Raw genomic sequence first — 23,666 nt, 5'->3', positions numbered from 1 at the left:
CTGGCAGCCACTCATCCTAACGTAGAAGGCGCGCGGGCTTCAAAGCTTTTTCGAAGTGGCGGGCTGCGATGGCAGGACGCAGTGCGGGTCGAGTCAAACGCGATGGATTTGTGACGAATTTCGGGGGGGGAACGCTGGCGCTCAGGCTGCGATGACGTCCTCGTCCTTCTTCAGGCAATCGGCAAAACCGCTCAGCGCACTGTATTCATGTCCGGCGCGGCGCTGGATGAAGAGTGTCTCGACACGTGCATGTGACGGGCTCAGCGTGTGGACGGCGACGGCGCCGTTCATCGCGCTGCGTTCGACGACCGCGCGCGGCAGCAGCGTCACGCCCATGTCGGCGGCGACGCAGCCGATCATGCCGTCGAGCGTGCCGAGCTCGAAGCGCGCCGCCGACGGCCAGCCGAACTCGACGAAGATCTGTTCGAGCCGCTGGCGATAGGTGCAGCCGGTGCGGAACACCAGCGCGGTCGGACCCGACTCCGGCGTGCCGGCGCGCAGCTCGGCGAGCGAAGCCCAGCGCCGCGCGCTCACCAGCACCAGCTCTTCGCGGAACGCGCTCGTTGCGGTGAGATCGTCATGTGTGATGGGTCCGGCGACGAAGGCGCCGTCAAGCGTGCCGTCGAGGACGCTCGCGACGAGGTCTGCGGTCGGCGCGGTGCGCAAGGAAAGGCGCACGGCCGGGAAGCGGCGGTGGAAATCGGCGAGCAGCGGCGGCAGCCGTACCGCAGCCGTGGTCTCCATCGAGCCAATCGCCAGCGGTCCTTTCGGCTCGCCATCGTCGCGCGCGGCGAGCAAGGCTTCGCGCGACAGCGCCGCCATCTTTTGCGCGTAGGGAAGGAGGCGCTTGCCGGCGCCGGTCAGCGTCATGCCGCGCGAGTGCCGCTCGAACAGCGGCGCGCCGATCTCCGCCTCCAGCGCCTTCACGCGCTGGGTGACGTTCGACTGCACGGTGTTGAGCTCTTCGGCGGCGCGGGTGATGCCCCCGGTGCGGGCGACCGCGGCGAAGGTCTTGATATCGCTGAGTTCCATGGCGTCGTTTCGCTTTTGAGATTGCAGCGTTCGCAACAATTCATTTTTCGAGAATGCTAGTCGCGCCTAGTCTCGCTGTCCAGATCGGGGAGGAGCCATGCCGATGACGACGTCGCTGACCACGCTGCTGGGGATCGAGCATCCGATCCTGCTGGCGCCGATGGATGTCATTGCCGGCAGCCGTCTGGTCGCGGCGGTGAGCCGCGCCGGCGGCTTCGGCATTCTTGGCGGCGGCTATGGCGAGCGGGTCTGGCTGGAGCAGGAGACGGCGAAGCTCGCCGACCTCAGTGCACCGTTCGGGATCGGCTTCATCACCTGGAGCCTCGCTAGAAAGCCCGAGCTTCTCGATGTCGCGCTCGCTGCAAAGCCAGATGCGATCATGTTGTCGTTCGGCGATCCCGCGCCGTTCGCGCCCAAGATCAAGTCCGCCGGCGTGCGCCTGATCTGCCAGGTTCAGGACGAAGCGATGGCGCGGCAGGCGCTCGATGCCGGTGCCGACGTCCTGATTGCGCAGGGAACGGAGGCCGGCGGTCATGGCGCTTCGCGCACCACCGTCGATCTCGTTCCGGCCATTGTCGATCTCGCCGCGGGGCGCGTTCCCGTGGTGGCGGCCGGCGGCATCGCAGATGGGCGTGGGCTCGCTGCCATGGTGATGCTCGGTGCGAGCGGCGTGCTGCTCGGCACGCGCTTCTATGCCAGCCAGGAGGCCAACGGTGCGGAGGAGGCGAAGCGCCGCATCTGCGCAGCAAACTCGGGTTCGACCGTGCGCGGCATCATCTTCGATCTCTCCCGCAACAATGTATGGCCGGCGCCGTTTACCGGGCGGTGCCTGGTCAACGATCATGCGAAGCGCTGGATCGGCCGCGAGGTCGAGCTGATGCAGAATGCTGCCGCAGTCGCGGCCGAGTATGCGGCAGCAAGGGCGGCGGGCAATTTCGACATCGCCGCGGTGATCGCCGGCGAGGCGGTCGGGCTGATCCATGATATTCCAGCGGCGGCGGAGATCGTCGAGCGGATCGCGGTGGAGGCGGAGCAGTTGCTGGAAGGACGCCGGAATTCGGTAGTCGCGGCATAGAATTCTTCACCCTCCCCTGGAGGGGGAGGGTCGCTACGCATGTAGCGAAGCGAAATGCGTAGCGGGGTGGGGTGATCTCCCCACACGAACAGATCCACCGTGGAGGGACTGTCACCCCACCCCACTCGCGCTTTGCGCGATCGACCCTCCCCCTCCAGGGGAGGATAAGAAAGAACGAGAGTGAGCAAACCATGTGGCCTGACCGTCGACTGATGGATCTCTTCAAGACCGAATTCCCGATCGTGCTGGCGCCGATGGCGGGCGTGATGGATGCGGAGCTGGTGATCGCCGTGGCGCAGGGCGGTGGGCTCGGCTCGCTGCCGTGTGCGATGATCTCGGCGGAGAAGGCGCGTGAGCAGGTCGGTCTCATTCGCCAGCGCGTCAAGGCGCCGGTCAACATGAACTTCTTCTGCCACACGCCGGTCGAGCTGACGGCGGAGGCGGAGGCGCGGTGGAAGCAGCGGCTCGCGGGTTACTACTCCGAGCATGGTCTCGATCCCTCTGCGCCGATCACGGCTGCGAACCGCGCGCCGTTCGATGCGGCGTTCTGCGATGTGGTCGAGGAGCTGAAGCCGGAAGTCGTCAGCTTTCATTTCGGCCTGCCGGAGCAAGCGCTGCTGAGGCGCGTCAAGGCGGCGGGCTGCCTCGTCATCTCGTCCGCGACGACGGTGAAGGAGGCGGTCTGGCTGGAAGAACGCGGCGTCGATGCCGTGATCGCGCAAGGTGCCGAGGCGGGCGGCCATCGCGGCATGTTCCTGACCGACAAGATCGCCGAGCAGCCCGGCACCTTCGCGCTGGTGCCGCAGGTCGTCGATGCCGTGAAGGTGCCGGTGATCGCGGCGGGCGGTATCGCCGATGGGCGTGGCATTGCCGCAGCCTTCGCGCTCGGCGCCTCCGGCGTGCAGATCGGCAGCGCCTATCTGCGCTGTCCGGAATCCAAGGTCAGCGCGGGCGGCCGCAAGGCGCTCGCCGAGGCGCACGACGATTCCACCGTGATCACCAATGTCATGACCGGCCGGCCTGCGCGCGGGGTGCAGAACCGGCTGATGCGCGAGGCCGGCCCGGTCTCGCCGGACGCGCCGCCGTTTCCCCACGCTGCGACCGCGCTTGGGCCGCTGAAGGCGGCTGCCGAAAAGCAGGGCAGGGTCGATTTCACCAATCTCTGGGCGGGACAGGCCGTTGCGCTCGGCCGCGAGGTCCCCGCCGCCGAATTGACCCGGGATCTCGCCAAATCGGCGCTGGCGCGCATGAAGGCCCTCGCCGGATAGGGGGAAGCGCCGGTTGCGGCGCAAAACCGGCCTCTGCTATACGGCACATAGGTTTTGCCGTAAGAGGCCTTATATAATGTCCGTCGACGCCGCTACCGTCCGCCGCATCGCGCATCTGGCGCGCATTGCGGTCTTCGAGGACGAGGTTCCGCATCTGCAGGGCGAGCTCAACGCCATGCTCGCCTTCGTCGAGCAGCTCTCGGAGGTCAATGTCGAGGGCGTGGAGCCGATGACCTCGGTCACCCCGATGCAGATGAAGAAGCGGCAGGACGTGGTCGATGACGGCGAGATCGCCGACGATATCGTTGCCAACGCGCCCGCGACTGAAGGTCACTTCTTCCTGGTGCCGAAGGTCGTTGAATAAACAGGTTAGGTCCGATGTGCCTGCTTTGCGACGATGAGAAGGCCTATCAGGCCTACATGAATTACCTCGACAAGATGGAGCGGCAGGGCAAGGCTGCCGACCCCAACGTCGCCGTCAATGCCGTGCTCGACGAGATCGAGGCGGCCGCGAAAGCCGCCGCCAAAAAAGACGACCCGGCCAACGACAAGACCCTGTCTCCGTTCTTCTGCAGCCCGATCAATAAATGACCGATTTGACATCGCTGACGCTCGCCGAAGCCCGCAAGGGTCTCGCGGCGAAAACTTTCACGTCGCTCGAGCTGACCGACGCGCATCTTTCCGCGATCGAAGCTGCGCGCGTGCTCAACGCCTTCGTGATGGAGACGCCCGATCGCGCGCGCGACATGGCCAAGGCCGTGGACGCGAAGATCGCCAAGGGCGAGGGCGGCCCGCTCGCCGGCATCCCGCTCGGCATCAAGGATCTGTTCGCGACCAAGGGCGTACGCACCACGGCGTGCTCGAAAATCCTCGGCAATTTCGTGCCGACGTATGAGTCGACCGTCACCTCGCAGCTCTGGCGCGACGGCGCGGTGATGCTCGGCAAGCTCAACAATGACGAGTTCGCGATGGGCTCGGCCAACGAGACCTCGTGCTTCGGCCCCGTCGGCAATCCCTGGCGACGCGAGGGCAGCAACACGACGCTGGTGCCGGGCGGCTCGTCCGGCGGCTCGGCCTCGGCCGTGGCGGCGCTGCTCTGCATGGGCGCGACCGCGACCGACACTGGCGGCTCGATCCGCCAGCCGGCCGCGTTCACCGCGACCGTCGGCATCAAGCCGACTTATGGCCGCTGCTCGCGCTGGGGCATCGTCGCCTTTGCCTCCTCGCTCGACCAGGCAGGTCCGATCGCGCGCAGCGTACGCGATGCCGCGATGCTGCTGCGCTCGATGGCCGGACACGATCCCAAGGACACGACGTCGGTCGATATCCCCGTGCCGGATTACGAGGCGGCGATCGGCAAGTCCGTGAAGGGCATGAAGATCGGCATCCCCAAGGAGTACCGTCTCGACGGCATGCCGGCCGAGATCGAGAAGCTTTGGGAAGCGGGCGCGGCGTGGCTCAGGAGCGCCGGTGCCGAGCTCGTCGAGGTGTCGCTGCCGCACACCAAATACGCGCTGCCGGCCTATTACATCGTGGCGCCGGCGGAAGCGTCCTCGAACCTCGCACGCTATGACGGCGTGCGCTACGGCCTGCGCGAGCAGGGTAAGAACATCATCGAGCTCTACGAGAACACCCGCGCCGAAGGCTTTGGCGCGGAGGTGCGCCGCCGCGTCATGATCGGCACCTACGTGCTCTCGGCCGGCTATTACGACGCCTATTATCTGCGGGCCCAGAAGGTGCGCACGCTGATCAAGAAGGACTTTGAGGATTGCTTCGCGAGGGGCGTCGATGCGATCCTCACCCCGGCGACGCCGTCGGCGGCCTTCGGCATCGGCGAGAAGGGCGGCGCCGATCCGGTCGAGATGTATCTCAACGACATCTTCACGGTGACCGTGAACATGGCGGGCCTGCCCGGCATCGCGGTGCCCGCCGGCAAGGACGCGCAGGGCCTGCCGCTCGGCCTGCAATTGATCGGCCGTCCGTTCGATGAGGAGACGCTGTTCTCGCTCGGCGAGGTGATCGAGCAGGCCGCCGGCCGCTTCACGCCCGCGAGGTGGTGGTGAATGTCGCTGATTTCATCGCGAGCCTCGGCGGCGCGGCGCCCGCGCCGGACTTGAGCGCGCCGCTTGCCGGCCTCTGGTGGGCGGCGAAGGGCGACTGGGACCGCGCGCACACAATCGTTCAGGACGAGAGCAGCCGTGAGGCCGCCTGGGTGCATGCCTATTTGCACCGCGTCGAAGGCGATCTCGGCAATGCCGGCTATTGGTATCGCCAGGCCGGGCAGCCGGCGGCAAAGGATTCATTGGAAGCGGAGTGGGAGCGGATCGCTGCCACGCTGCTCGGGAGCAGGACATGAGCACGGCCACGCACAAGCTTCTCAAGGGCTCGACTGGTGACTGGGAGATGGTCATCGGCATGGAGATCCATGCCCAGGTGACGTCGAACGCGAAATTGTTCTCGGGCGCGTCCACCGCGTTCGGCGGCGAGCCGAACAGCCATGTCTCGCTGGTCGACGTCGCGATGCCGGGCATGCTGCCCGTCATCAACGAGGAATGCGTCAGGCAGGCTGTCCGGACCGGGCTCGGCCTCAACGCGCAGATCAACCTGCGCTCGGTGTTCGACCGCAAGAACTATTTCTATCCGGACCTGCCGCAGGGCTACCAGATCAGCCAGTACAAATCGCCGATCGTGGGCGAGGGCGAGGTGATCATCGATCTCGACGGCGGCAAGACCGCCACCATCGGTATCGAGCGGCTGCATCTGGAGCAGGATCCCGGCAAGATGCTGCACGACCGATCGCCGTCGCTGTCCTACATCGATTTCAACCGCTCTGGCGTGGCGCTGATGGAGATCGTCTCGAAGCCTGATATTCGCGACGCCGAGCAGGCCAAGGCCTATGTGACCAAGCTGCGCTCGATCATGCGCTATCTCGGCACCTGCGACGGTGACATGGAGAAGGGCTCCTTGCGCGCCGACGTCAACGTCTCGGTGCGCAGGCCCGGCGCGCCGCTCGGCACCCGCTGCGAGATCAAGAACATGAACTCGATTGCCTTCATCGGCCAGGCGATCGAGTACGAAGCGCGGCGCCAGATCGAGATTCTCGAGGACGGGGGCGAGATCGAGCAGGAGACGCGCCGGTTCGATCCCAACAAGGGCGAGACGCGCTCGATGCGGTCGAAGGAAGAGGCGCACGACTATCGCTACTTCCCCGATCCCGACCTGTTGCCGCTGGAGTTCAGCCAGGAATTCGTCGACGAGCTGAAGGCGAAGCTGCCGGAGCTGCCGGACCAGAAGAAGGCGCGCTTCGTCGCCGATTTCGGCCTCTCGGCCTATGATGCGAGCGTGCTGGTCGCCGAGCGCGAGAGCGCGCTGTTCTACGAGACGGTGCTCGACAAGCTCGCCAACCGCGCCCGCGACGGCAAGATGGCGGCGAACTGGGTGATCAACGAGCTGTTCGGCCGTCTCAACAAGGAAGGCCGGGATATTACGGCCTCGCCCGTCAATGCCGCGCAGCTGGCTGCGATCATCGACCTGATCGGCGAGGGCACGATCTCGGGCAAGATCGCCAAGGATCTGTTCGAGATCGTCTGGCAGGAGGGCGGCGATCCCCGCGCGACGGTCGAAAGCCGCGGCATGAAGCAGGTTACCGATCTTTCGGCGATCGAAAAGGTGGTCGACGACATCATCGCGGCCAATCCCGACAAGGCGGCGCAGGTGAAGGACAAGCCGCAATCGCTCGGCTGGTTCGTCGGCCAGGTGATGAAGGCGTCCGGCGGCAAGGCCAACCCGCAGAGCGTCAACGACCTGCTCAAGTCCAAGCTCGGCGTCTAAGCCTCCCGCATTCGAACGAGGTGACGGACACGTTTCGTCGCGTTTCGTCACCTCCCTTCCGGCGCTCGGTGCGACGCTCGCGCGCATCCTCGACGGCAAACTTCATCCCGATCGACGGCGATGCGGCGGCCGAATCGCCGCCGCGCGATTCGGCCGAAACGGCGGCTCGAACGCGCTCCGGCGAGCGCCCGCGCCGTTAAGCATGAAAATATTTTCGTTGCCAAAAGTCGCGACTCAGAGTCCGCGAAACGCCTTCGCGAGGCAGCCGCGCGATTGTCGATGCGCATCGTCGCGTCGATCGCGCGCGATGCGTGCGTGCGAAAAAATACTTGCTGCATAGTGTTTTCGTGCAATCGCTTCGTTCGCGAACGTCGACGATGCGAGCGCTCTGCATGATCGCAAGTGCACGTCGTACGAAGCGCGTGCGTCGCGCCCGCCAAGCGCACGCGCCTTGCTGCGTCAACACTTCTTTAAGCGAGAAGCTGTTTTTTTCTTCGTGTTGGTGTATTCGGGATGAAGTGCATTCGATCCCCGAGTGCACGCAGCGATTAAAGCCATCTCACACATCGGAGGGCAACATGGCCAAGAAAGCGAAGAAGGCGAAGAAGGCGAAGAGCGCAGTGAAGAAGACTGCGAAGAAGACCCGCAAGGTCGCGAAGAAGAAGAAGTAACTTCGCTTCTGAAGTTGCCGGCTCCAGATAGCCGGCACGTCATCAGCGCCTCCTAGAGGTTCTGGTCGACGATAGAGGGTGTCGGCGAGACATCAGGTCAACGGTCGGACCGTTCTCTTTCGCGGTCCGGCAGAAGAAACGAGTTTTCTTCGTTCGGTGCGGTTCTCCTCAAACGGGCTCCGCAATTTCACGACAGGCCTTCGGGCCAAAGTGGAATCTGGTCCTGACGTGTTCGCCGACGCCCTCGTTCCCTTGAAGCCGGGGCATTGCCGGCATTCCTTTCCCCCATTCGATATTACTGACCTGAAACGCGCGAGCTCATCGCGCCCTAGCTCGAACTGCCTTGGCGCACGTCCGGGCTGCGGCCTGATGCACGGTTTCGTACGCCGCTTCTCCGTTCGCGGTGTCATCGCCCGGCTTGACCGGTTGAATTCGCCCAGTACTCCCAGACGGCAGCGATTGAATCGATAAGCTGCGGCGTGCTGGATTCCCTGCCGGAGCCTGTCATCGGGCTCGCCGAAGGCGAGACCCGGTGGCGGGGAATGACAGCACGGGGTGCGGCCACGACAGGCATCCGCCCTTCACATTCTAACCACACGACCCGCGCCACCGCGCGCGATGGTTATCGATGTCCTGAAATCTCAGGGTAAACCGAATCTGACGAATGACAGAAGTGCCTGTAAATCGGGGACTTCTTGAATCTTCCGCGCGCGCCGCGTGGTCGCGTTTACGTCTGCTTCATCGCGATACTTAAACTGCCATTCAAATTTGCCCGCCATCATCGCCTCCAACAAGCCGGCAAACGGCGATGGGGAAGAGTTGAACAGTGCGCGATCCCGGGAAGGGTCATGCACATCAGAGTTGGACGGGAGCCGCGCTCGGGGGACGAGGCGGCATAAGAACAAAGGGGATGCGTGATGTTTCAGGGTACTTTCGATCTGGAGACGGCAACGCCGGTCGACGCGAGCGCGCTCTCGGACGTGCTGTTCGAGCGCGGGATCTATTGGGCGAGCGGCCGTTCCGGGATCGTCGATCTCGTCGCCGCGCATAAATGGTTCAATCTCGCCGCGCTGAAGGGCCGCAAGGACGCCGTGGCGTTGCGCCAGGAAGTCGCCGGGCAGATGTCGGACGCCGAGATCTCCGCCGCGCAGCGTGAGGCGAGGGCCTGGGTCTGTGCGCATTGAGGTGAGAATCGCCTCTGACCCGTATTCGCACGGGTGGGCTCGATTGCGCTGAAGCAAGTTTCTCTTTCATGCCGCCGCCTAAGATCTGACGGCATGAGCAACCAGGCTACGAATGGACGATGGCTGCCGATTCAGATCGCTCCCGACGAGTGCGATCTGGAGCTCGGGCGTCTGCACAAGACGGGAATTGTGCCCTGGTCCTTTCCATGCCGGCGCAAGGGCGGCATCTGGTTCAACGTTTGGGCCGGCGAGGCCGTGCTGATATTGCCCTCGCATTGGCGGGTTTGGCGATCCGGCATCTAGATGGGCTACATACATATAAGGAGCGCGTGAATCGCGCGGGCTCGCCGGGCTCATCCTTCCCCGGAACTCTCGTGTCGGCGCCACCGATCGCTTTCCGCTGAAAGAATGCAGAGATCTTGATTCTGCTGCCGGGATTCTGCTGGCGGGTGGCGGAGAGGGAGGGATTCGAACCCTCGATACAGCTTGAGACCGTATGACGCTTTAGCAAAGCGTTGCCTTCAGCCACTCGGCCACCTCTCCGGTGCGAGCCTTATGCATCTATTTGCTCGGGCTGGTCAATTTGGAAGCGCGTGTTTTCGTTCGAATATTCCCAGTGATTTGCGAAACAACGCGGGTTTGCTCTCGGACGAGGGCGTGGCGCTGAATTTGCGAGGAAATTCAAAGGTGCAGAGAGGGACTAGCACTTCTGCATCCTGGCTCGCCGCGCTGTCCGGCCCGATCCATCGCGCGGCCGAGGCCTTCATATAGAGAGTGCCCGAGGCATTGCAGGGGCCTGTTTGCGTCAGATTGCGCAGGGGGGAGGCGGTTGATGTCTGCCGACTTGAGTCTGCTTCTGGTTCCACGATTCGAGCGCGTCAAAGCCGGTCCAAGCCGCGGTCTCGCGCGCGGCGCCTCATGTGGGGAACTTTGATGGCGTTTGGAACCGCTCCGAAAACGTCAGTCTAAACAATGCGTTGCGAGAGCGGTCTGATCACATCTGCGTGTTATTTGTGCAACACCCGTTGGAAAACACGCTGTACCGGCCCGTTTCGGAGCGTTCTCTTGTTGTGTGTGCAAGGACGTTCGGTAATTGTGACTGAGCGACGGAGGGGGGCATCCCGAGGTCGTCCCGTTTAGGTCATTCGCTTAAGTCCCTCGCGTTCATGCGGGTGTGTCCGAAGGCGCGAAGGGGCCGAAAGCGGTGATTTAGAGGGGGTTGGGGAATTGGCCGTCCGGTCAGTGACCTTCCCTGAAGAGCAACTTGGAGGTTTAACATGAAGTTGGTTAAGAGCCTTTTGCTCGGCTCAGCGGCGGGTCTGATCGCCGTGGGCGGAGCTCAGGCAGCCGATCTCCCCGTGAAGGCCAAGGCGGTCGAGTACGTGAAGATCTGCTCCCTGTACGGTGCGGGATTCTACTACATCCCGGGCACCGACACCTGCATCAAGCTGGGTGGTTACGTCCGCGCTGACATGATTCTCGGTGGCGCTGGCGACTACGGTTTCAGGTATAGCCAGAGCACCGTGAACGGTGGCTCGAACAACCGTCTGACGAACTACTACTACAGCCGCGCTCGTCTGGACTTCAATATCGATACCCGCACGGCGACCGAGTACGGCGTTGTTCGTACCTATGCTGACACGATCTTCAGCTATGATACGTTGAACGTCACGGGCAGCAATCCGGGTACCTTCTCGACCGGGCAACCGTCGCTCGGCCTCTACCATGCGTTCATCCAGTTCGCTGGCTTCACCTTCGGCCGCACCGTCTCGATCTTCGACGCGCCGTGGCAGAGCTATCCGGCTGGCGGTCCCGATACCATTCCGGGCGGTTCCAACCACGTGACCGGTATCAACCAGGTCGCCTATACGGCTGACTTCGGCCAGGGCATCACCGCTTCGATCGCGATCGAAGAGCCGACCACTCAGTCCAACGGCCAGGGTAACCTGTGGAACATCAACGCTGCCAATGCTGCGACGTTCGTTCAGGGCGTCTACGGCAACAACGGCTGGGGTGGAACGCGCTCTCCCGACATCGTCGGCGCAGTTCGCGTAGACCAGGCTTGGGGTCTTGCCCAGTTCTCGGTTGCTGCGCATGAGCTGCATGCCGCCTACTACGGCACGACGGAACCCACGGGTCACCCGTCGGACAAGTGGGGCTGGGCGGTGCAGGGCTCGTTGTCGATCAAGAACATCCCGACCGGTGCGGGCGACTCGATCAACTTGCAGGCCGTCTACACCGATGGCATGTCGAGAGAGAACTTCCAGATCCTGTTCCCGCAGTCGTTCTTCATGTACAGCGGCACGGGCGTGGCTGGTGCCTACCAGAGCGTCGGTTTTGCTGGCATCTCTGACGGCGTGTTCAGCTCTGCCGGCGGTGGCATCGAGACCACGAAGACCTGGGGCGTCCGCGGTGGCTACACCCACAACTGGAGCCCGAACTGGGTCAGCGCGATCTACGGCGGTTATGGTGCTCTGAGCTACAGCACCAATGCGAAGGCGCTGATCTGCGCGAACTTCGCTGCTCTCGGCCCGTCGGTTGGTGCGACCTGTAACCCGGACTTCAACTTCGGCGTTATCGGCATCAACACCGTCTGGACCCCGGTCAAGAACCTGGCGTTCACGGCCGACCTGAGCTATTCGCGTCTGGATCAGAAGTACTCCGGTACGATCAGCGGTGCGAACACTGCGGTCGCAACTGCCGCGAAGCCGGCAGCTGTGTACGAGCTGAAGGACCAGGACTCGCTGATCCTGATGCTCCGCGCTCAGCGCACCTTCTAAGATCAATCTTCCGATTGATCAGAGAACCCCGGCAGGAAACTGCCGGGGTTTTTATTTGCGGGTCAAGGAGTGGGCACCTAAAAGGCGGATCGTTCGAGACCGCGGCAAGGGAGCTTCTGACCATGAACATTTCGACGAGCTTGAGGCGGATGCTGAGCGTGCTCGCCGCGACATCGATGGTTGCCGGTGTTACGGCGGTGTTCGCGCCGGCAGCTGCCGAACCCTTGGACCCCAATTATCCAGTGTGCCTTCAGCAATGGGAGTGGGGCGGCAGCAACCAGATCTACTGCGGCTACCGGTCCTGGGAGGACTGCAAGGCTTCTGCGATGGGATTGCCGGCGATGTGCCTCGCGAACCCATATTGGTCCCAGCCAAATTCGGTCCGCCCGGTCCGCCCACCTCACGGCCGGTCCGCCCGCGACAGGATGTGGTGAGGAATCCTGCGATCGAGGGTGCTTCGCGCTTGCGTGCGAGCTCTGCCCCGGCCTGAAGGTTGAGCGATGACGATGAGCCGTCATCGCGCTCCGGATTATTGCGCGAGCATGTCTTTTCGGAAAGCCGCTGCGCACGTTTCCGGATCATGCCCTAAAGCGCGATGCGACTAGGATGAACCGTCATCGCGCTTTAGGGTCTTGTTCGAGTATGATCTATTCGGAAAACCGCTACACACTTTTCCGGATCATGCTCGAGGGGCAGGGTCTGCCTGATCGACCCGTGCTATTCCACGCTTCCGGCGCCGCGGCGCAGATCGGCTTCGATCTGCAGGCGGGTGCCACCGCCGAAGCGGGCGCGGTAGACCTGAAGGTTCTCCATGATTCGCTGCACGTAGTTGCGCGTCTCGGAGAACGGAATCAGCTCGACCCAGTCGACGGCGTCGACCTTGGGGTCGCGCGGATCGCCGTAACGTTCGACCCACTTCTTCACGCTGCCGCGGCCGGCATTGTAGGCGGCGAAGGTCATGATGTAGGAGCCGCGATAATCCTCGAGCAGTCCGCCCAGCTCCGCCGAGCCTAGCGTGGCGTTGTAGACCGAATCGTTCTTCAGCCGTCCGAGGTCGTAGGTTGCGCCGTGACGCTTGCAGACGTAGCGGGCGGCATCCGGCGTCACCTGCATCAGCCCGTAGGCCTGCGCCGGCGAGACCACCGACGGGTTGAAGGCGCTCTCCTGCCGCGCGATCGCATAGACGATGCTGCGCTCGACTTCGGGCCCGATCGGCGTGAATTGAGGAATGCCGTTGACGGGGTAGGCGTAGAAGTCGAACGGCAGGCCGCGGTTGAGTGCGGCCTTGCCGACCAGCAACATGCCGCGCGCATCGCCATAGCGCTGCGTCAGCTCGCCGAGGCCGGCAAGCGCCTCGGGATCGCCGTTCTCGCCCATGTCGGCGAGCATTGGCACCGCGAGCTCGCGCTCGTCGAGCTCGTAGAGCAGTTGCGCTGCGCGCACGATCTCGAGCCGCTCGGCGCCGCGCCCGCGCGGCTGGTTGTTGAGCTCGATCTGCGGCAGGCCGAGCTTTGCGCGCGCGAGCTGGCCGTAATAGCTGGTCGACTGCTCGGCCGCCCGCGCATAGGCGTTGCGCGCCTCCTGCTGGCGGCCCAGCGCCTCGGCAGCGCGGCCCTGCCAATAGCCGGCACGCGCCAGCGTAGTGGGGTTGACGCTGCCGACGCCGATCCGGGCGAAGTGCTGGGCGGCGGTCGTAGGGTCGTTGAGGAAGCGCAGCGCGATCCAGCCGGCGGTGAACTCCTGCTCGGTCTTGTAGATGTCGCGCGAGGGCAGGGCGGCGTCGCGCGCGATCAGATAGGCGCTGCGGAATTCCTCGGTGTCGATCATCTTGCGCGCCAAGAGGCGCCGCTCGATCCACCATTCGTCGAGATTGTGGAGGCGACCCGGATCCTTCGGCGCGGACAGCATCAGCTGGGCGGCTTCAGTGAACTTCTCCTCGCGACGCAGGAGCTGGATCTTGCTGAAGATGAAGCCGGGATCGCTGTGCAGCTCGCGCGGCACCGCATCGAGCAGCGCCCGCGCGTTCGGCGCCTTCTTGACCGCGGCGATGCGGGCCTTGGCGAGCGCGACATAGCCGGCGCCGAGGCGCTTGGCGGCGCGCAGCGCCGCCTCGTTCTCGCTTCCGTAGAGCAGGTTGTCCATCCGCGCTTTCTGGTCGCCCGGCGTGAGCAGGGCGCCGAACTGGTCCAGCGCGTTGTTCTCGGTATCCTCCGACACCGGATCGCCGCGCCAGGCCTCGCGCACCAGCCGCTCGGCATTGGCGCGGTCGCCGCGCGCCAGCATCGCCTTGGCGAGCGTGAAGCGGCCCTTGGCGGAGATCGGCGACTCGTTCTCGAACCACGACCACGCGACCGAATCGTCGCGCCTGTCGTCCCACATCGCGGCCTCTAAGCGCCGGCGCAGGAAGGTCTGCGACGGCCAGCTCGGATTGGCGGAGAGGAAGGCGCGATAGCGTTCGACGGTCGCGCCATTGTCGTCGCTGCGCAGGATGATCCATTCGGCGAGCTTTCGCGCGACCGGATCGGAGATGCCGGCCGCGGCATTGGTGGCATCGCCGGCCTTGCGCTTGCGCACGAGCTCGATGACGTTCTCCAGCGTGTCCTTGTCGGCCTGCGATGTCGACGACGTCGACGCGACGGCGGCCGGGATGACCGGCTTGCGCGGCGTTGCATGCTGGCGGGTTGCAGGTGCCAGCATGGGAGCTGCGGCCGGTCTGGCGGGCGCCGGCGCAGTCGGTTTGATAGTGGCCGTCACAGCCGGGCCGGGGGCTGCCTTGGGCGGCGCGCCGCTCGCAGTCGGCGCTAATTTTGGCGCGGCTGCAGGGGCTGCGGCCGCAGGCTTGGGTTTGTCTTTGGGCTTGTCCTTCGCCGGTTCCTTGCTGGCATTCTTGCCGGCGTCTGGCTTCTTCGCGGCGTCCTTGGCGGGGGTGCCGGGCGCACCCTTGCTCGCAGCCTTCGCGGCGTCCTTGCCGGTTCCCTTGACCGTTCCCTTGGCGGTGTCCTTCACTGTTTCCTTGGTCGATCCCTTGGTCGGGCCCTTCGCCGCGTCCTTGGTGGCCGGCTTGGCGGGATCCTTGGTCTCCGCGGCCGTCTCGTTGGACTTGGCGAGGGCGGCGCAGCCCATCGACAGCCCTGCCATCAGGCACACGGCCATACCCAGGGATCGCCACGCGGCAGGAGCAAAGGAGGTCACGGCGTTTGGTCGCCCCGAATCAGTGAAGTGGCTCAAGACCTAGCTGAATTTGCTTGAATATGCGGAGAAAATACCAACAGCCGCTTACCTCGGGCCGATTTGCACCAGCACCGCGGCAAAATCGCGACCTAAACCCAGCCTGGCACCGAACCGGGCCTTTTACCGGCCGGATAGACCCGATATGAAGGGGGCTTGCTCAAGAAAGCCGCGTACGGAGGAAGTCCATGGCAGCCAAGACGAAATTCCGAGGGTCGTTCACCGCCTTGGTCACCCCGTTCAAGAACGGCTCGCTGGACGAGGCGGCGTTTCGCTCCCTGGTCAACTGGCAGATCTCCGAGGGCACCAACGGCCTCGTTCCGGTCGGCACCACCGGCGAGAGCCCGACGCTCAGCCACGACGAGCACAAGAAGGTCGTGGAATGGTGCATCGCTGAAGCCAAGGGCCGCGTGCCCGTCATCGCCGGTGCCGGCTCCAACTCGACCAAGGAGGCGATCGAGCTCTCCCAGCACGCCGAAAAGGCGGGCGCGGACGCCGTGCTGATCGTCACGCCCTATTACAACAAGCCGACCCAGGAAGGGATGTACCAGCACTTCAAGGCGATCAACGATGCGATCGGGATTCCGATCATCATCTACAACATCCCGCCACGCTCGGTGATCGACATGTCGGTCGACACCATGAAGCGGCTGTGGGAGCTGAAGAACATCGCCGGGGTCAAGGACGCCACCGCCAGCATGGTCCGCGTCTCGCAGCAGCGCGCCGCGATGGGCGAGGATTTCAACCAGCTCTCCGGCGAGGACGCCACCATCATCGGCTACATGGCCCATGGCGGCCATGGCTGCATCTCGGTGACCTCGAACGTCGCCCCGCGCCTGTGCTCGGAGTTCCACGCGGCCTGGCAGAAGGGCGACACCAAGGCGGCGCTCGCGATCCACGACAAGCTGATGCCGCTGCACAACAACCTCTTCATGGAAAGCAATCCGGCGCCGATCAAGTACGCGATGTCGCTGCTCGGAAAGCTGGACGAGGCGTTGCGGCTGCCGATGGTTCCGGTGTCCGAGCCGACCCGGGTTGCCGTGCGCAGCGCGATGGTTCACGCCGGCCTGATCAACTGACGCATTAGCCGTTCGGGGGGAGCCTTTCATGAGCGTGGACGAAAAGGGCGCGCGGATGCTCAAGGAGTTTCGCGAGTTCGCCATGAAAGGGAACGTCGTCGATCTCGCGGTCGGCGTCATCATCGGCGCGGCCTTTGGCGGCATCGTCACCTCGCTGGTCGGTGACATCATCATGCCGATCATCGGCGCGGTCACCGGCGGCCTCGACTTTTCGAATTACTTCATCCCCTTGTCGAAGGCGGTCACTGCCACCAACTTAGCGGATGCGAAAAAGCAAGGCGCCGTCCTTGCTTACGGCAGCTTCCTGACGCTGACGATCAACTTCATCATCGTCGCCTTCGTGTTGTTCCTGGTGATCCGCGCCATGAACACCTTGAAGCGCAAGGAGGAGGCGGCGCCCGCCGCTCCGCCGAAGCCGTCGGCCGAGGTCGAGCTGCTGACCGAGATCCGCGATCTCCTCAAGAAGTGACGCGCCCACTTCATCCGAACTGTTAGAATCCGAGCGCATCTCGATCAGGTTTGCCCGTCATGGCCGATAAGAACGAACGTCCGATCAAGGTGATGGCGGAAAATCGCAAGGCGCGCTTCAACTACGCCATCGAGGACACGATCGAGGCGGGCATTGCGCTGACCGGCACCGAGGTCAAGTCGATCCGCAACGGCAAGAGCACGATTGCGGAATCCTATGCCGATTCCAAGAACGGCGAGATCTGGCTGATCAACGCCACCATTCCCGAATATCTGCAAGGCAACCGCTTCAACCACGAGCCCAAGCGCCCGCGAAAGCTGCTGCTCCACCGCCGGCAGATCAACAAGCTGATCGGCGCGGTCGACCGCGAGGGCATGACGCTGATCCCGCTCAAGCTTTACTTCAACGAGCGCGGCCGGGCCAAGCTGCAGCTCGCGGTTGCCAAGGGCAAGAAGCTGCACGACAAGCGCGAATCCGAGAAGAAGCGTGACTGGAGCCGGGAGAAGGGCCGGCTGCTGCGCGCGAGGGGATGACGAGATGAATCAACGGAACCTGCTCGAGGTCGACTGGAGCCAGATTCCCGCGCCTTCCGACGACGGCGCCGCTGCGCATCTTGAGGGCATGACGTTGCCGCCGATCGGCCTGCTCGCGACCGACGACACGTCGGTCATGCTGTCGGCGCTGCGCGGCCGCACCGTCGTGTTCGCCTATCCCCGCACCGGAGAGCCCGGCAAGATCGCGCTGGTCGACGATTGGGACATGATCCCGGGGGCGCGCGGCTGCACGCCCCAGACCTGCGCATTCCGCGATCTCTACGCCGAGCTGAAAGCCGCCGGCGCCTCGCACGTGTTCGGCCTCTCGACCCAGAGCAACGACTACCAGATCGAGATGGCCTCGCGCCTGCATCTGCCGTTCCCGGTGCTCTCGGATGAGAAGCTGGCGCTGACACGCGCCTTGAATTTGCCGACCATGGAGGTCGCGGGCCTGACGCTGATCAAGCGCCTCGCGCTTGTTATCGACGATGCCAGGATCACGCACGTGTTCTATCCCGTGTTTCCGCCCGACCGGAACGCCGGCGACGTGCTGGCCTGGCTCAAGGCGAATCCCGTCAATAGCTAGTCGAGATCCGCCTTCACCTTCGCGAACACCGATCTGAACATGTCCGGCGTCAGCACGCCGGTGTTCGTGTTGTAGCGGGAGCAGTGATAGCTGTCGTAGAGCCTGAACCGGCCTGCCTGATGCACCGCACCGTGGCCGAAGACGGCTTGCGAGGCCTTCAGGTTCAGCGGCTTGAGCACGCTGTCGTGCGCAATCCGCCCGAGCGCGACGATCGCGCGCAGGTTCGGCATCGTCGCGAGATTGGCCACGAGGAACTGGCGGCAGGTGTTGATCTCGATCGGCAACGGCTTGTTCTGCGGCGGCACGCAATGCACGGCATTGGCGATCCGGCAGTCGACGAGTTTCAGCCCGTCGTCCGGGCGCGCCTGATAGGTACCCCTGGCAAAGCCGTATTCGATCAGCGTGGCGTAGAGCAGGTCGCCGGCATAATCGCCCGTGAACGGCCGCCCCGTGCGGTTGGCGCCCTGCATTCCCGGCGCGAGGCCCACGATCAGGAGGCGGGCCTTGATGTCGCCGAAGGGGGCCACCGGCGCATTGTGCCACGATGGCTCGCGCGCGCGGTTCGCCTCGCGGAAGGCGACCAGGCGCGGACAGAGCGGGCAGTCACGGTCGGGAACGATTGTGAGAGGCTGGCGGCTGGACCGGGCCGCCTCACTCCTCGAAGTCGTCATCGCCCCTCGGCGCCATCGTGGTCGCGCGCTGGAGGAATTGCGGGGCGTGGTGACGTTCGCCACGCTCGCCGCGGTCACGCGGGGCGGGGCGCTCGGACGGATCGCGGCCAAGCTTGGATTGCAGCTCGACGAGGTCGGTGAAGACGTCGGCCTGGCGGCGCAGCTCGTCGGCGATCATCGGCGGCTGGCTGGCAATGGTGGAGACCACCGTGACCCGCACGCCGCGGCGCTGGACGGCCTCGACCAGGGAGCGGAAGTCGCCGTCACCCGAGAACAGCACCATCTGGTCGATGTGCTCGGCGAGCTCCATGGCGTCCACGGCGAGCTCGATGTCCATGTTGCCCTTCACCTTGCGGCGGCCGGAGGCGTCGATGAATTCCTTGGTCGCCTTGGTGACGACGGTGTAGCCGTTATAGTCCAGCCAGTCGATCAGCGGGCGGATCGAGGAGTATTCCTGGTCTTCGATGATGGCGGTGTAATAGAACGCCCGCAACAACGTACCGCGGCTCTGAAACTCCTTCAGCAAGCGCTTGTAGTCGATGTCGAAGCCGAGGGTTTTCGCCGTCGCGTAGAGATTGGCCCCGTCGATGAAGAGCGCGATCTTGTTGGTAGGAGAAGGTGACATTCAGTTTGCTCGCGTAGTGTTCGTGATTGATCGTTTTTTGTTGGCGCGGCGACAGCAGGCCGCGCAGTTCTAGAGTGCCGCAGAGACCCGTCGAAACCGCAAATCCGGAGAAGTCGGGGCAATCAAGGTATAGTTATGGCGGACTTGCATACACCCGGGGCCGCCCTCAACGGCAGCCCGGAAAACCACCCGTCCCAGCCCCAATGTGGGGGTAGCAGAGCCGTTTGGCGAGGCCAAATCACAAAATGGTCTTGCGAAACCGTCCCGGCCCCTATAACTAGCCCCAATCATCCACATATTTCGTCCCACCCACAACGGAGCGACAGTCCATGGCTCGCGTCACCGTAGAAGATTGTATCGACAAGGTCGACAACCGGTTTGACTTGGTCCTGCTGGCTGCCCACCGTGCCCGCATGATCTCGTCCGGCTCACAACTAACGGTTGACCGCGATAACGACAAGAACCCTGTTGTGTCTTTGCGTGAAATTGCCGAGACGACGATCTCGCCTGAGGACCTCCGCGAGGAGCTGGTCCACTCGCTCCAGAAGTTCGTCGAGGTGGATGAGCCCGAGCCGGATACGGTGCCGCTGATCGGTTCCGCGGGCGCAAGCGTCGATGCCGACGACACCGAGGTCGCCGTGGAGCGCATGACCGAAGAGGAGCTGCTGAAGGGCCTGGAAGGCCTCGCGCCTCCCGAGGAGCAGCCCGAGGAAGACGAGTAATTCCTCCATCGCGATCATCGACTTCTTGTGATCATATCAAAGGCCCGAACTGCTGTTCGGGCCTTTGCTTTTGTTGACCTTTTCGTGGTTACCATAGCGCTGTCGGTTGGCGCTTTGCCCGGTCACTGAATTGATCGGACACGAGCGCGATCGGAGTTAGGGTGTATACAACGGGCCGGTTCTAGCCCGTTTGAAGGCAGGACGGCATGGTATATCGGCGCCGCAGATCCACGCAGATGCAGGCCGCAACCGAATCGGTTGCCGTGGCCCCGACTGCGCCGGTTGCTCGCCCGGCCAGGCCCCGCGCCCGCATGATGCGTCAATATGACCTCGTCGAGCGTGTCAGGTCCTACAATCCCAACACCAACGAAGACCTGCTGAACCGGGCCTACGTCTACGCCATGAAGGCGCACGGCTCGCAGACCCGCGCCTCGGGCGATCCGTATTTCTCGCACCCGCTCGAAGTGGCAGCGATTCTCACCGACCTCAAGCTCGACGACGCCACCATCGTGGCCGCGCTGCTGCACGACACGATCGAGGACACCGAGGCGACTCGGGCCGAGATCGACCAGATCTTCGGACCCGAAATCGGCGCGCTGGTCGAGGGGCTGACCAAGCTGAAGCGGCTCGAGCTGGTCTCGCGCGAGGCCAAGCAGGCCGAGAACCTGCGCAAATTGTTGCTGGCCATTGCGGACGATGTGCGCGTGCTTCTGGTCAAGCTCGCCGACCGCCTGCACAACATGCGCACGCTGGATTTCGTGCCGACGGAATCGCGCCGGCGCATCGCCGAGGAGACGCTGGACATCTACGCGCCGCTGGCGGGCCGCATGGGCATGCAGGAGATGCGCGAGGAGCTGGAGGATCTGTCCTTCCGCACGTTGGATCCCGAAGCCTATTCGGTGGTGATGCAGCGGCTCGATGCGCTCGCCGAGCGCAACCGCAACCTGATCGGCGAGATCGAGGACCAGCTCTCCAACAATCTGCGCCACCGGGGCCTCGGGGCGCGGGTCTATGGCCGGCGCAAGAAGCCGTTCTCGATCTGGACCAAGATGGAGCGCAAGTCGGTCGGCTTCGAGCAATTATCCGACATCTTCGGCTTCCGCCTCGTCGTCAGCGACATCGAGGCCTGTTATCGCGCGCTCGGGATCGTCCACACCACCTGGCCGGTCGTGCCGGGACGCTTCAAGGACTACATCTCGACGCCGAAGCAGAACGATTACCGCTCGATCCACACCACCGTGATCGGCCCCGGCAATCAGCGCGTCGAGCTCCAGATCCGCACCGAAGAGATGGACCAGATCGCCGAGCGCGGCATCGCCGCGCACGTCTTCTACAAGGAGGGCGTGGGTTCGCCGACCGAATTCCTCAAGCGCGAGTCCAACGCCTTCGCCTGGCTGCGCCACACCATCGGCATTCTCTCGGAAAGCGCGAACCCGGAGGAATTCCTCGAGCACACCAAGCTCGAGCTGTTCCACGACCAGGTGTTCTGCTTCACCCCGAAGGGCAAGCTGATCGCGCTGCCGCGTCATGCCAACGTGATCGACTTCGCCTATGCGGTGCACACCGACGTCGGCAACAGCGCGGTCGGCTGCAAGATCAACGGCAAGTTCGCGCCGCTGTCCTCCGAGCTTCAGAACGGCGACGAGGTCGAGGTGCTGACCTCGGAGGCGCAGTCCGCGCCACCCTCGGCCTGGGAAACGCTGGCCGTCACCGGCAAGGCGCGCGCCGCGATCCGCCGCGCCACACGCACCGCGGTGCGCGATCAATATGTCGGGCTCGGCCGGCGCATCGTCGAGCGCCTGTTTGAGCGCGCCAAGATCGAATACGCCGACGACAAGCTCAAGGGCGCGCTGCCGCGGCTCGCGCGCACCTCGATCGAGGACGTCATGGCGGCGGTGGGGCGAGGGGAGATCAAGGCCTCCCATGTCGCGCGTGCGATGTACCCGGATTACAAGGAGGAGCGCATCGCGCGCTACGGCGTCAAGAAGGGGCTTGCCGCCAAGCTCAAGGAGAAGGGGGTCTCCGAACCGGCGCGCAGCCCGGTTGCGATCCCGATCCGCGGCATCAATTCCGATCTTCCGGTGAAGTTCGCGCCGAACGGCGGCGCCGTCCCCGGCGATCGCATCGTCGGCATCGTCACGCCGGGCGAAGGCATCACGATCTATCCGATCCAGTCGCCGGCCCTGAAGGATTTCGAAGAGGAGCCGGAGCGCTGGCTCGACGTCCGCTGGGACATCGAGGATTCTGCGCCGCAGCGCTTCCCCGCCCGCATCAAGGTCGAGAACGTCAACGAGCCCGGCGCGCTGGCGCAGATCGCGACCGTGATCGCCGAGCACGACGGCAACATCGACAACATCAGCATGCAGCGCCGCTCGCCCGATTTCACGGAGACGACGATCGATCTCGAAGTCTACGATCTGAAGCACCTGAGCGCGATCCTGGCCCAGCTGCGTGCGAAGGCGGTGGTCGCCAAAGTCGAACGTGTTAATGGATAGGCCCATGTTGCATGCGTCGCTCCCTCTGATTTCGTGAGTCCTGAAATGCCCGCTTTTCCGCTCCGCCTCGGCGTCAATATCGATCACGTCGCAACCGTGCGTAACGCGCGTGGCGGCCGCCATCCCGATCCGGTGCGCGCGGCGCTGCTCGCGATCGAGGCCGGCGCCGACGGCATCACCGCACATTTGCGCGAGGACCGCCGGCACATCCGCGACGAGGACATGGCGCGCCTGAAGGCGGATATCTCCAAGCCGCTCAATTTCGAGATGGCCGCAACGGACGACATGATGCGGATCTCGCTCGCCACCAAGCCGCACGCGGTGTGCCTCGTGCCGGAGCGGCGCCAGGAGGTGACGACCGAAGGCGGGTTGGATGTGGTCGGTCAGCACAACGCGCTCGCGCCCTATATCGCGCGGCTGAGCGAGGCCGGCATCCGCGTCTCGTTGTTCATTGCGGCCGACCCCGCCCAGATCGAGATGGCGGCACGGCTGCGCGCGCCCGTGATCGAGATCCATACCGGCGCCTGGTGCGATGCCGTCGTCGACGGCCACAGCGACAAGGCCGAGGCCGAATGGCAGCGGATCGTGGCGGGGGCGAAGCTGGCGAACGACGCGGGCCTGGAGGTTCACGCCGGTCACGGGCTGGACTATGCGACGGCTGAGAAGATCGCGGGCTTGCCGGAAATCGTGGAGCTGAACATCGGCTATTACATGATCGGCGAGGCGCTGTTCGTGGGGCTGGCCGAGACCGTGCGCAGCATGCGCGCGGCGATGGACCGTGGCCGGAGCCGGGCATGATCATCGGCATCGGCTCCGACCTGATCGACATCACCCGCGTGGCCAAGGTGATCGAGCGCCATGGCGAGCGGTTTCTCGACCGCATCTTCACGGTCGCCGAGCGGGCCAAGGCGGAGCGGCGGGCCAAGAACGAGAAGATGGTGGTGGCGACCTACGCCAAGCGCTTCGCCGCCAAGGAGGCCTGCTCCAAGGCGCTCGGCACCGGCATCAGGCGCGGCGTCTGGTGGCGCGACATGGGGGTGGTCAACCTGCCGGGCGGGCGGCCGACCATGCAGCTGACCGGCGGCGCCCTGGCCCGGCTCCAGGCCCTGACACCGGAGGGATTCGAGGCGCGGATCGACGTTTCGATCACCGACGACTGGCCGCTGGCGCAGGCCTTCGTCATCATTTCGGCCGTGCCGCTGGCGAAGCCCTGACGCGATCCCGTCGATTTTATAATTCGTATTTGAAATCAAAGTCTTATTTAGTTTTGATGCGATCCTTGATTGCGTGGCCCCCGACAACCGTTTAAAAGTCCGCCGACGCAAATCAGCTTGGGCGAATTCGGCTTTACGCCGGAATTGGCCCTCACTATCAGAATCAGGACAATCTCCATGGGCCGCGAAGCAATGGGCTGTTC

At 64.3% G+C, this 23,666-nt stretch carries 23 protein-coding genes and 1 tRNA gene; 19 read left to right on the top strand and 5 right to left on the bottom strand.

What is annotated here, in order from left to right:
* Nucleotides 1-141: 141 nt before the first annotated feature.
* Entirely contained in the window at nucleotides 142-1,032 is an 891-nt protein-coding gene (locus N2604_RS25510; protein ID WP_260370907.1) for a LysR family transcriptional regulator, read from the bottom strand.
* A gap of 97 nt (nucleotides 1,033-1,129) precedes the next feature.
* Here N2604_RS25510 and N2604_RS25505 point away from each other — a divergent pair, with 97 nt between their 5' ends.
* The 9 genes from N2604_RS25505 (at nucleotide 1,130) to N2604_RS25465 (ending at nucleotide 9,364) form a co-directional block, all read left to right on the top strand.
* Nucleotides 1,130-2,107: a nitronate monooxygenase family protein gene (locus N2604_RS25505; protein WP_260370906.1), complete on the top strand. Its 978-nt coding sequence runs from the start codon at nucleotides 1,130-1,132 to the stop codon at nucleotides 2,105-2,107.
* A gap of 191 nt (nucleotides 2,108-2,298) precedes the next feature.
* Nucleotides 2,299-3,375: a nitronate monooxygenase family protein gene (locus tag N2604_RS25500; RefSeq protein WP_260370905.1), complete on the top strand. Its 1,077-nt coding sequence runs from the start codon at nucleotides 2,299-2,301 to the stop codon at nucleotides 3,373-3,375.
* Nucleotides 3,376-3,451: 76 nt separating this feature from the next.
* Entirely contained in the window at nucleotides 3,452-3,739 is a 288-nt protein-coding gene (gatC, locus tag N2604_RS25495) for an Asp-tRNA(Asn)/Glu-tRNA(Gln) amidotransferase subunit GatC (RefSeq protein WP_260370904.1), read from the top strand.
* Between the two features lie 14 nt (nucleotides 3,740-3,753).
* Nucleotides 3,754-3,966 carry a hypothetical protein gene (locus N2604_RS25490; protein WP_027547180.1) on the top strand — a complete coding sequence of 71 codons (213 nt, stop codon included), beginning with the start codon at nucleotides 3,754-3,756 and terminating at the stop codon, nucleotides 3,964-3,966.
* Nucleotides 3,963-5,438: an Asp-tRNA(Asn)/Glu-tRNA(Gln) amidotransferase subunit GatA gene (gene gatA / locus N2604_RS25485; RefSeq protein WP_260370903.1), complete on the top strand. Its 1,476-nt coding sequence runs from the start codon at nucleotides 3,963-3,965 to the stop codon at nucleotides 5,436-5,438. The genes N2604_RS25490 and gatA overlap by 4 nt, the downstream gene beginning before the upstream one ends.
* Nucleotides 5,429-5,731, top strand: coding sequence for a hypothetical protein (locus N2604_RS25480; protein WP_260370902.1), 303 nt, complete (start codon nucleotides 5,429-5,431; stop codon nucleotides 5,729-5,731). Before gatA ends, N2604_RS25480 begins: the two co-directional genes overlap by 10 nt.
* Nucleotides 5,728-7,206, top strand: coding sequence for an Asp-tRNA(Asn)/Glu-tRNA(Gln) amidotransferase subunit GatB (gene gatB / locus N2604_RS25475; RefSeq protein WP_260370901.1), 1,479 nt, complete (start codon nucleotides 5,728-5,730; stop codon nucleotides 7,204-7,206). The genes N2604_RS25480 and gatB overlap by 4 nt, the downstream gene beginning before the upstream one ends.
* Before the next feature lie 1,588 nt (nucleotides 7,207-8,794).
* The gene (locus N2604_RS25470) at nucleotides 8,795-9,061 is read left to right on the top strand and encodes a hypothetical protein (RefSeq protein ID WP_260370900.1); all 267 of its coding nucleotides are present in this window, start codon (nucleotides 8,795-8,797) and stop codon (nucleotides 9,059-9,061) included.
* Between the two features lie 93 nt (nucleotides 9,062-9,154).
* Nucleotides 9,155-9,364 carry a hypothetical protein gene (locus N2604_RS25465; RefSeq protein WP_260370899.1) on the top strand — a complete coding sequence of 70 codons (210 nt, stop codon included), beginning with the start codon at nucleotides 9,155-9,157 and terminating at the stop codon, nucleotides 9,362-9,364.
* Between the two features lie 147 nt (nucleotides 9,365-9,511).
* Here the strand turns inward: N2604_RS25465 and N2604_RS25460 are convergent.
* Nucleotides 9,512-9,604 (bottom strand) — tRNA-Ser (locus tag N2604_RS25460).
* 734 nt (nucleotides 9,605-10,338) lie between these two features.
* Between N2604_RS25460 and N2604_RS25455 the strand changes: the two genes are divergently transcribed.
* Entirely contained in the window at nucleotides 10,339-11,841 is a 1,503-nt protein-coding gene (locus N2604_RS25455; protein ID WP_260370898.1) for a porin, read from the top strand.
* Between the two features lie 122 nt (nucleotides 11,842-11,963).
* Nucleotides 11,964-12,275, top strand: a complete 312-nt coding sequence (locus N2604_RS25450; RefSeq protein ID WP_260370897.1) for a DUF3551 domain-containing protein — start codon at nucleotides 11,964-11,966, stop codon at nucleotides 12,273-12,275.
* 283 nt (nucleotides 12,276-12,558) lie between these two features.
* On the opposite strand, the gene N2604_RS25445 is transcribed toward N2604_RS25450, so the two are convergent.
* Nucleotides 12,559-14,979 carry a lytic transglycosylase domain-containing protein gene (locus N2604_RS25445; protein ID WP_260370896.1) on the bottom strand — a complete coding sequence of 807 codons (2,421 nt, stop codon included), beginning with the start codon at nucleotides 14,977-14,979 and terminating at the stop codon, nucleotides 12,559-12,561.
* Nucleotides 14,980-15,257: 278 nt separating this feature from the next.
* Between N2604_RS25445 and dapA the strand changes: the two genes are divergently transcribed.
* Genes dapA through N2604_RS25425 form a run of 4 tightly spaced genes read left to right on the top strand, consistent with a single transcriptional unit; the run spans nucleotide 15,258 to nucleotide 17,736 of the window.
* Nucleotides 15,258-16,148 carry a 4-hydroxy-tetrahydrodipicolinate synthase gene (dapA, locus tag N2604_RS25440; protein ID WP_260370895.1) on the top strand — a complete coding sequence of 297 codons (891 nt, stop codon included), beginning with the start codon at nucleotides 15,258-15,260 and terminating at the stop codon, nucleotides 16,146-16,148.
* 55 nt (nucleotides 16,149-16,203) lie between these two features.
* The gene (mscL, locus tag N2604_RS25435) at nucleotides 16,204-16,617 is read left to right on the top strand and encodes a large conductance mechanosensitive channel protein MscL (RefSeq protein WP_260376307.1); all 414 of its coding nucleotides are present in this window, start codon (nucleotides 16,204-16,206) and stop codon (nucleotides 16,615-16,617) included.
* Nucleotides 16,618-16,676: 59 nt separating this feature from the next.
* Nucleotides 16,677-17,150, top strand: coding sequence for an SsrA-binding protein SmpB (gene smpB, locus N2604_RS25430; protein ID WP_025036727.1), 474 nt, complete (start codon nucleotides 16,677-16,679; stop codon nucleotides 17,148-17,150).
* Nucleotides 17,151-17,154: 4 nt separating this feature from the next.
* Complete coding sequence (locus tag N2604_RS25425) at nucleotides 17,155-17,736, top strand: peroxiredoxin (RefSeq protein ID WP_260370894.1); 582 nt, start codon at nucleotides 17,155-17,157, stop codon at nucleotides 17,734-17,736.
* Here the strand turns inward: N2604_RS25425 and N2604_RS25420 are convergent.
* Both N2604_RS25420 and N2604_RS25415 read right to left on the bottom strand, forming a co-directional pair.
* The gene (locus tag N2604_RS25420) at nucleotides 17,733-18,407 is read right to left on the bottom strand and encodes a uracil-DNA glycosylase (protein WP_260370893.1); all 675 of its coding nucleotides are present in this window, start codon (nucleotides 18,405-18,407) and stop codon (nucleotides 17,733-17,735) included. The two genes, N2604_RS25425 and N2604_RS25420, sit on opposite strands and share 4 nt — an antisense overlap.
* A complete protein-coding gene (locus tag N2604_RS25415) occupies nucleotides 18,388-19,032 on the bottom strand; it encodes an NYN domain-containing protein (protein WP_025036724.1) in 645 nt (214 codons plus the stop codon). The genes N2604_RS25420 and N2604_RS25415 overlap by 20 nt, the downstream gene beginning before the upstream one ends.
* 329 nt (nucleotides 19,033-19,361) lie before the next feature.
* Between N2604_RS25415 and rpoZ the strand changes: the two genes are divergently transcribed.
* The 4 genes from rpoZ (at nucleotide 19,362) to acpS (ending at nucleotide 23,463) form a co-directional block, all read left to right on the top strand.
* On the top strand, nucleotides 19,362-19,754 hold the full coding sequence (gene rpoZ, locus N2604_RS25410; RefSeq protein WP_007603391.1) for a DNA-directed RNA polymerase subunit omega: 393 nt from the start codon (nucleotides 19,362-19,364) through the stop codon (nucleotides 19,752-19,754).
* A gap of 206 nt (nucleotides 19,755-19,960) precedes the next feature.
* Nucleotides 19,961-22,249 carry a bifunctional (p)ppGpp synthetase/guanosine-3',5'-bis(diphosphate) 3'-pyrophosphohydrolase gene (locus N2604_RS25405; RefSeq protein ID WP_260370892.1) on the top strand — a complete coding sequence of 763 codons (2,289 nt, stop codon included), beginning with the start codon at nucleotides 19,961-19,963 and terminating at the stop codon, nucleotides 22,247-22,249.
* A 45-nt stretch (nucleotides 22,250-22,294) separates the two neighbouring features.
* Nucleotides 22,295-23,047 carry a pyridoxine 5'-phosphate synthase gene (locus N2604_RS25400; protein WP_260370891.1) on the top strand — a complete coding sequence of 251 codons (753 nt, stop codon included), beginning with the start codon at nucleotides 22,295-22,297 and terminating at the stop codon, nucleotides 23,045-23,047.
* Nucleotides 23,044-23,463 (top strand): holo-ACP synthase, encoded by a 420-nt coding sequence (gene acpS, locus N2604_RS25395; protein ID WP_260370890.1) that lies wholly within the window; start codon nucleotides 23,044-23,046, stop codon nucleotides 23,461-23,463. The genes N2604_RS25400 and acpS overlap by 4 nt, the downstream gene beginning before the upstream one ends.
* Nucleotides 23,464-23,666 lie beyond the last annotated feature (203 nt).

The sequence above is a fragment of the Bradyrhizobium sp. CB1015 genome (assembly GCF_025200925.1).
Taxonomy (GTDB): Bacteria; Pseudomonadota; Alphaproteobacteria; order Rhizobiales; family Xanthobacteraceae; genus Bradyrhizobium.
The sequence above is the reverse complement of the archived record's forward strand: the minus strand, read 5'-3'. Positions and strand labels throughout refer to the sequence as shown.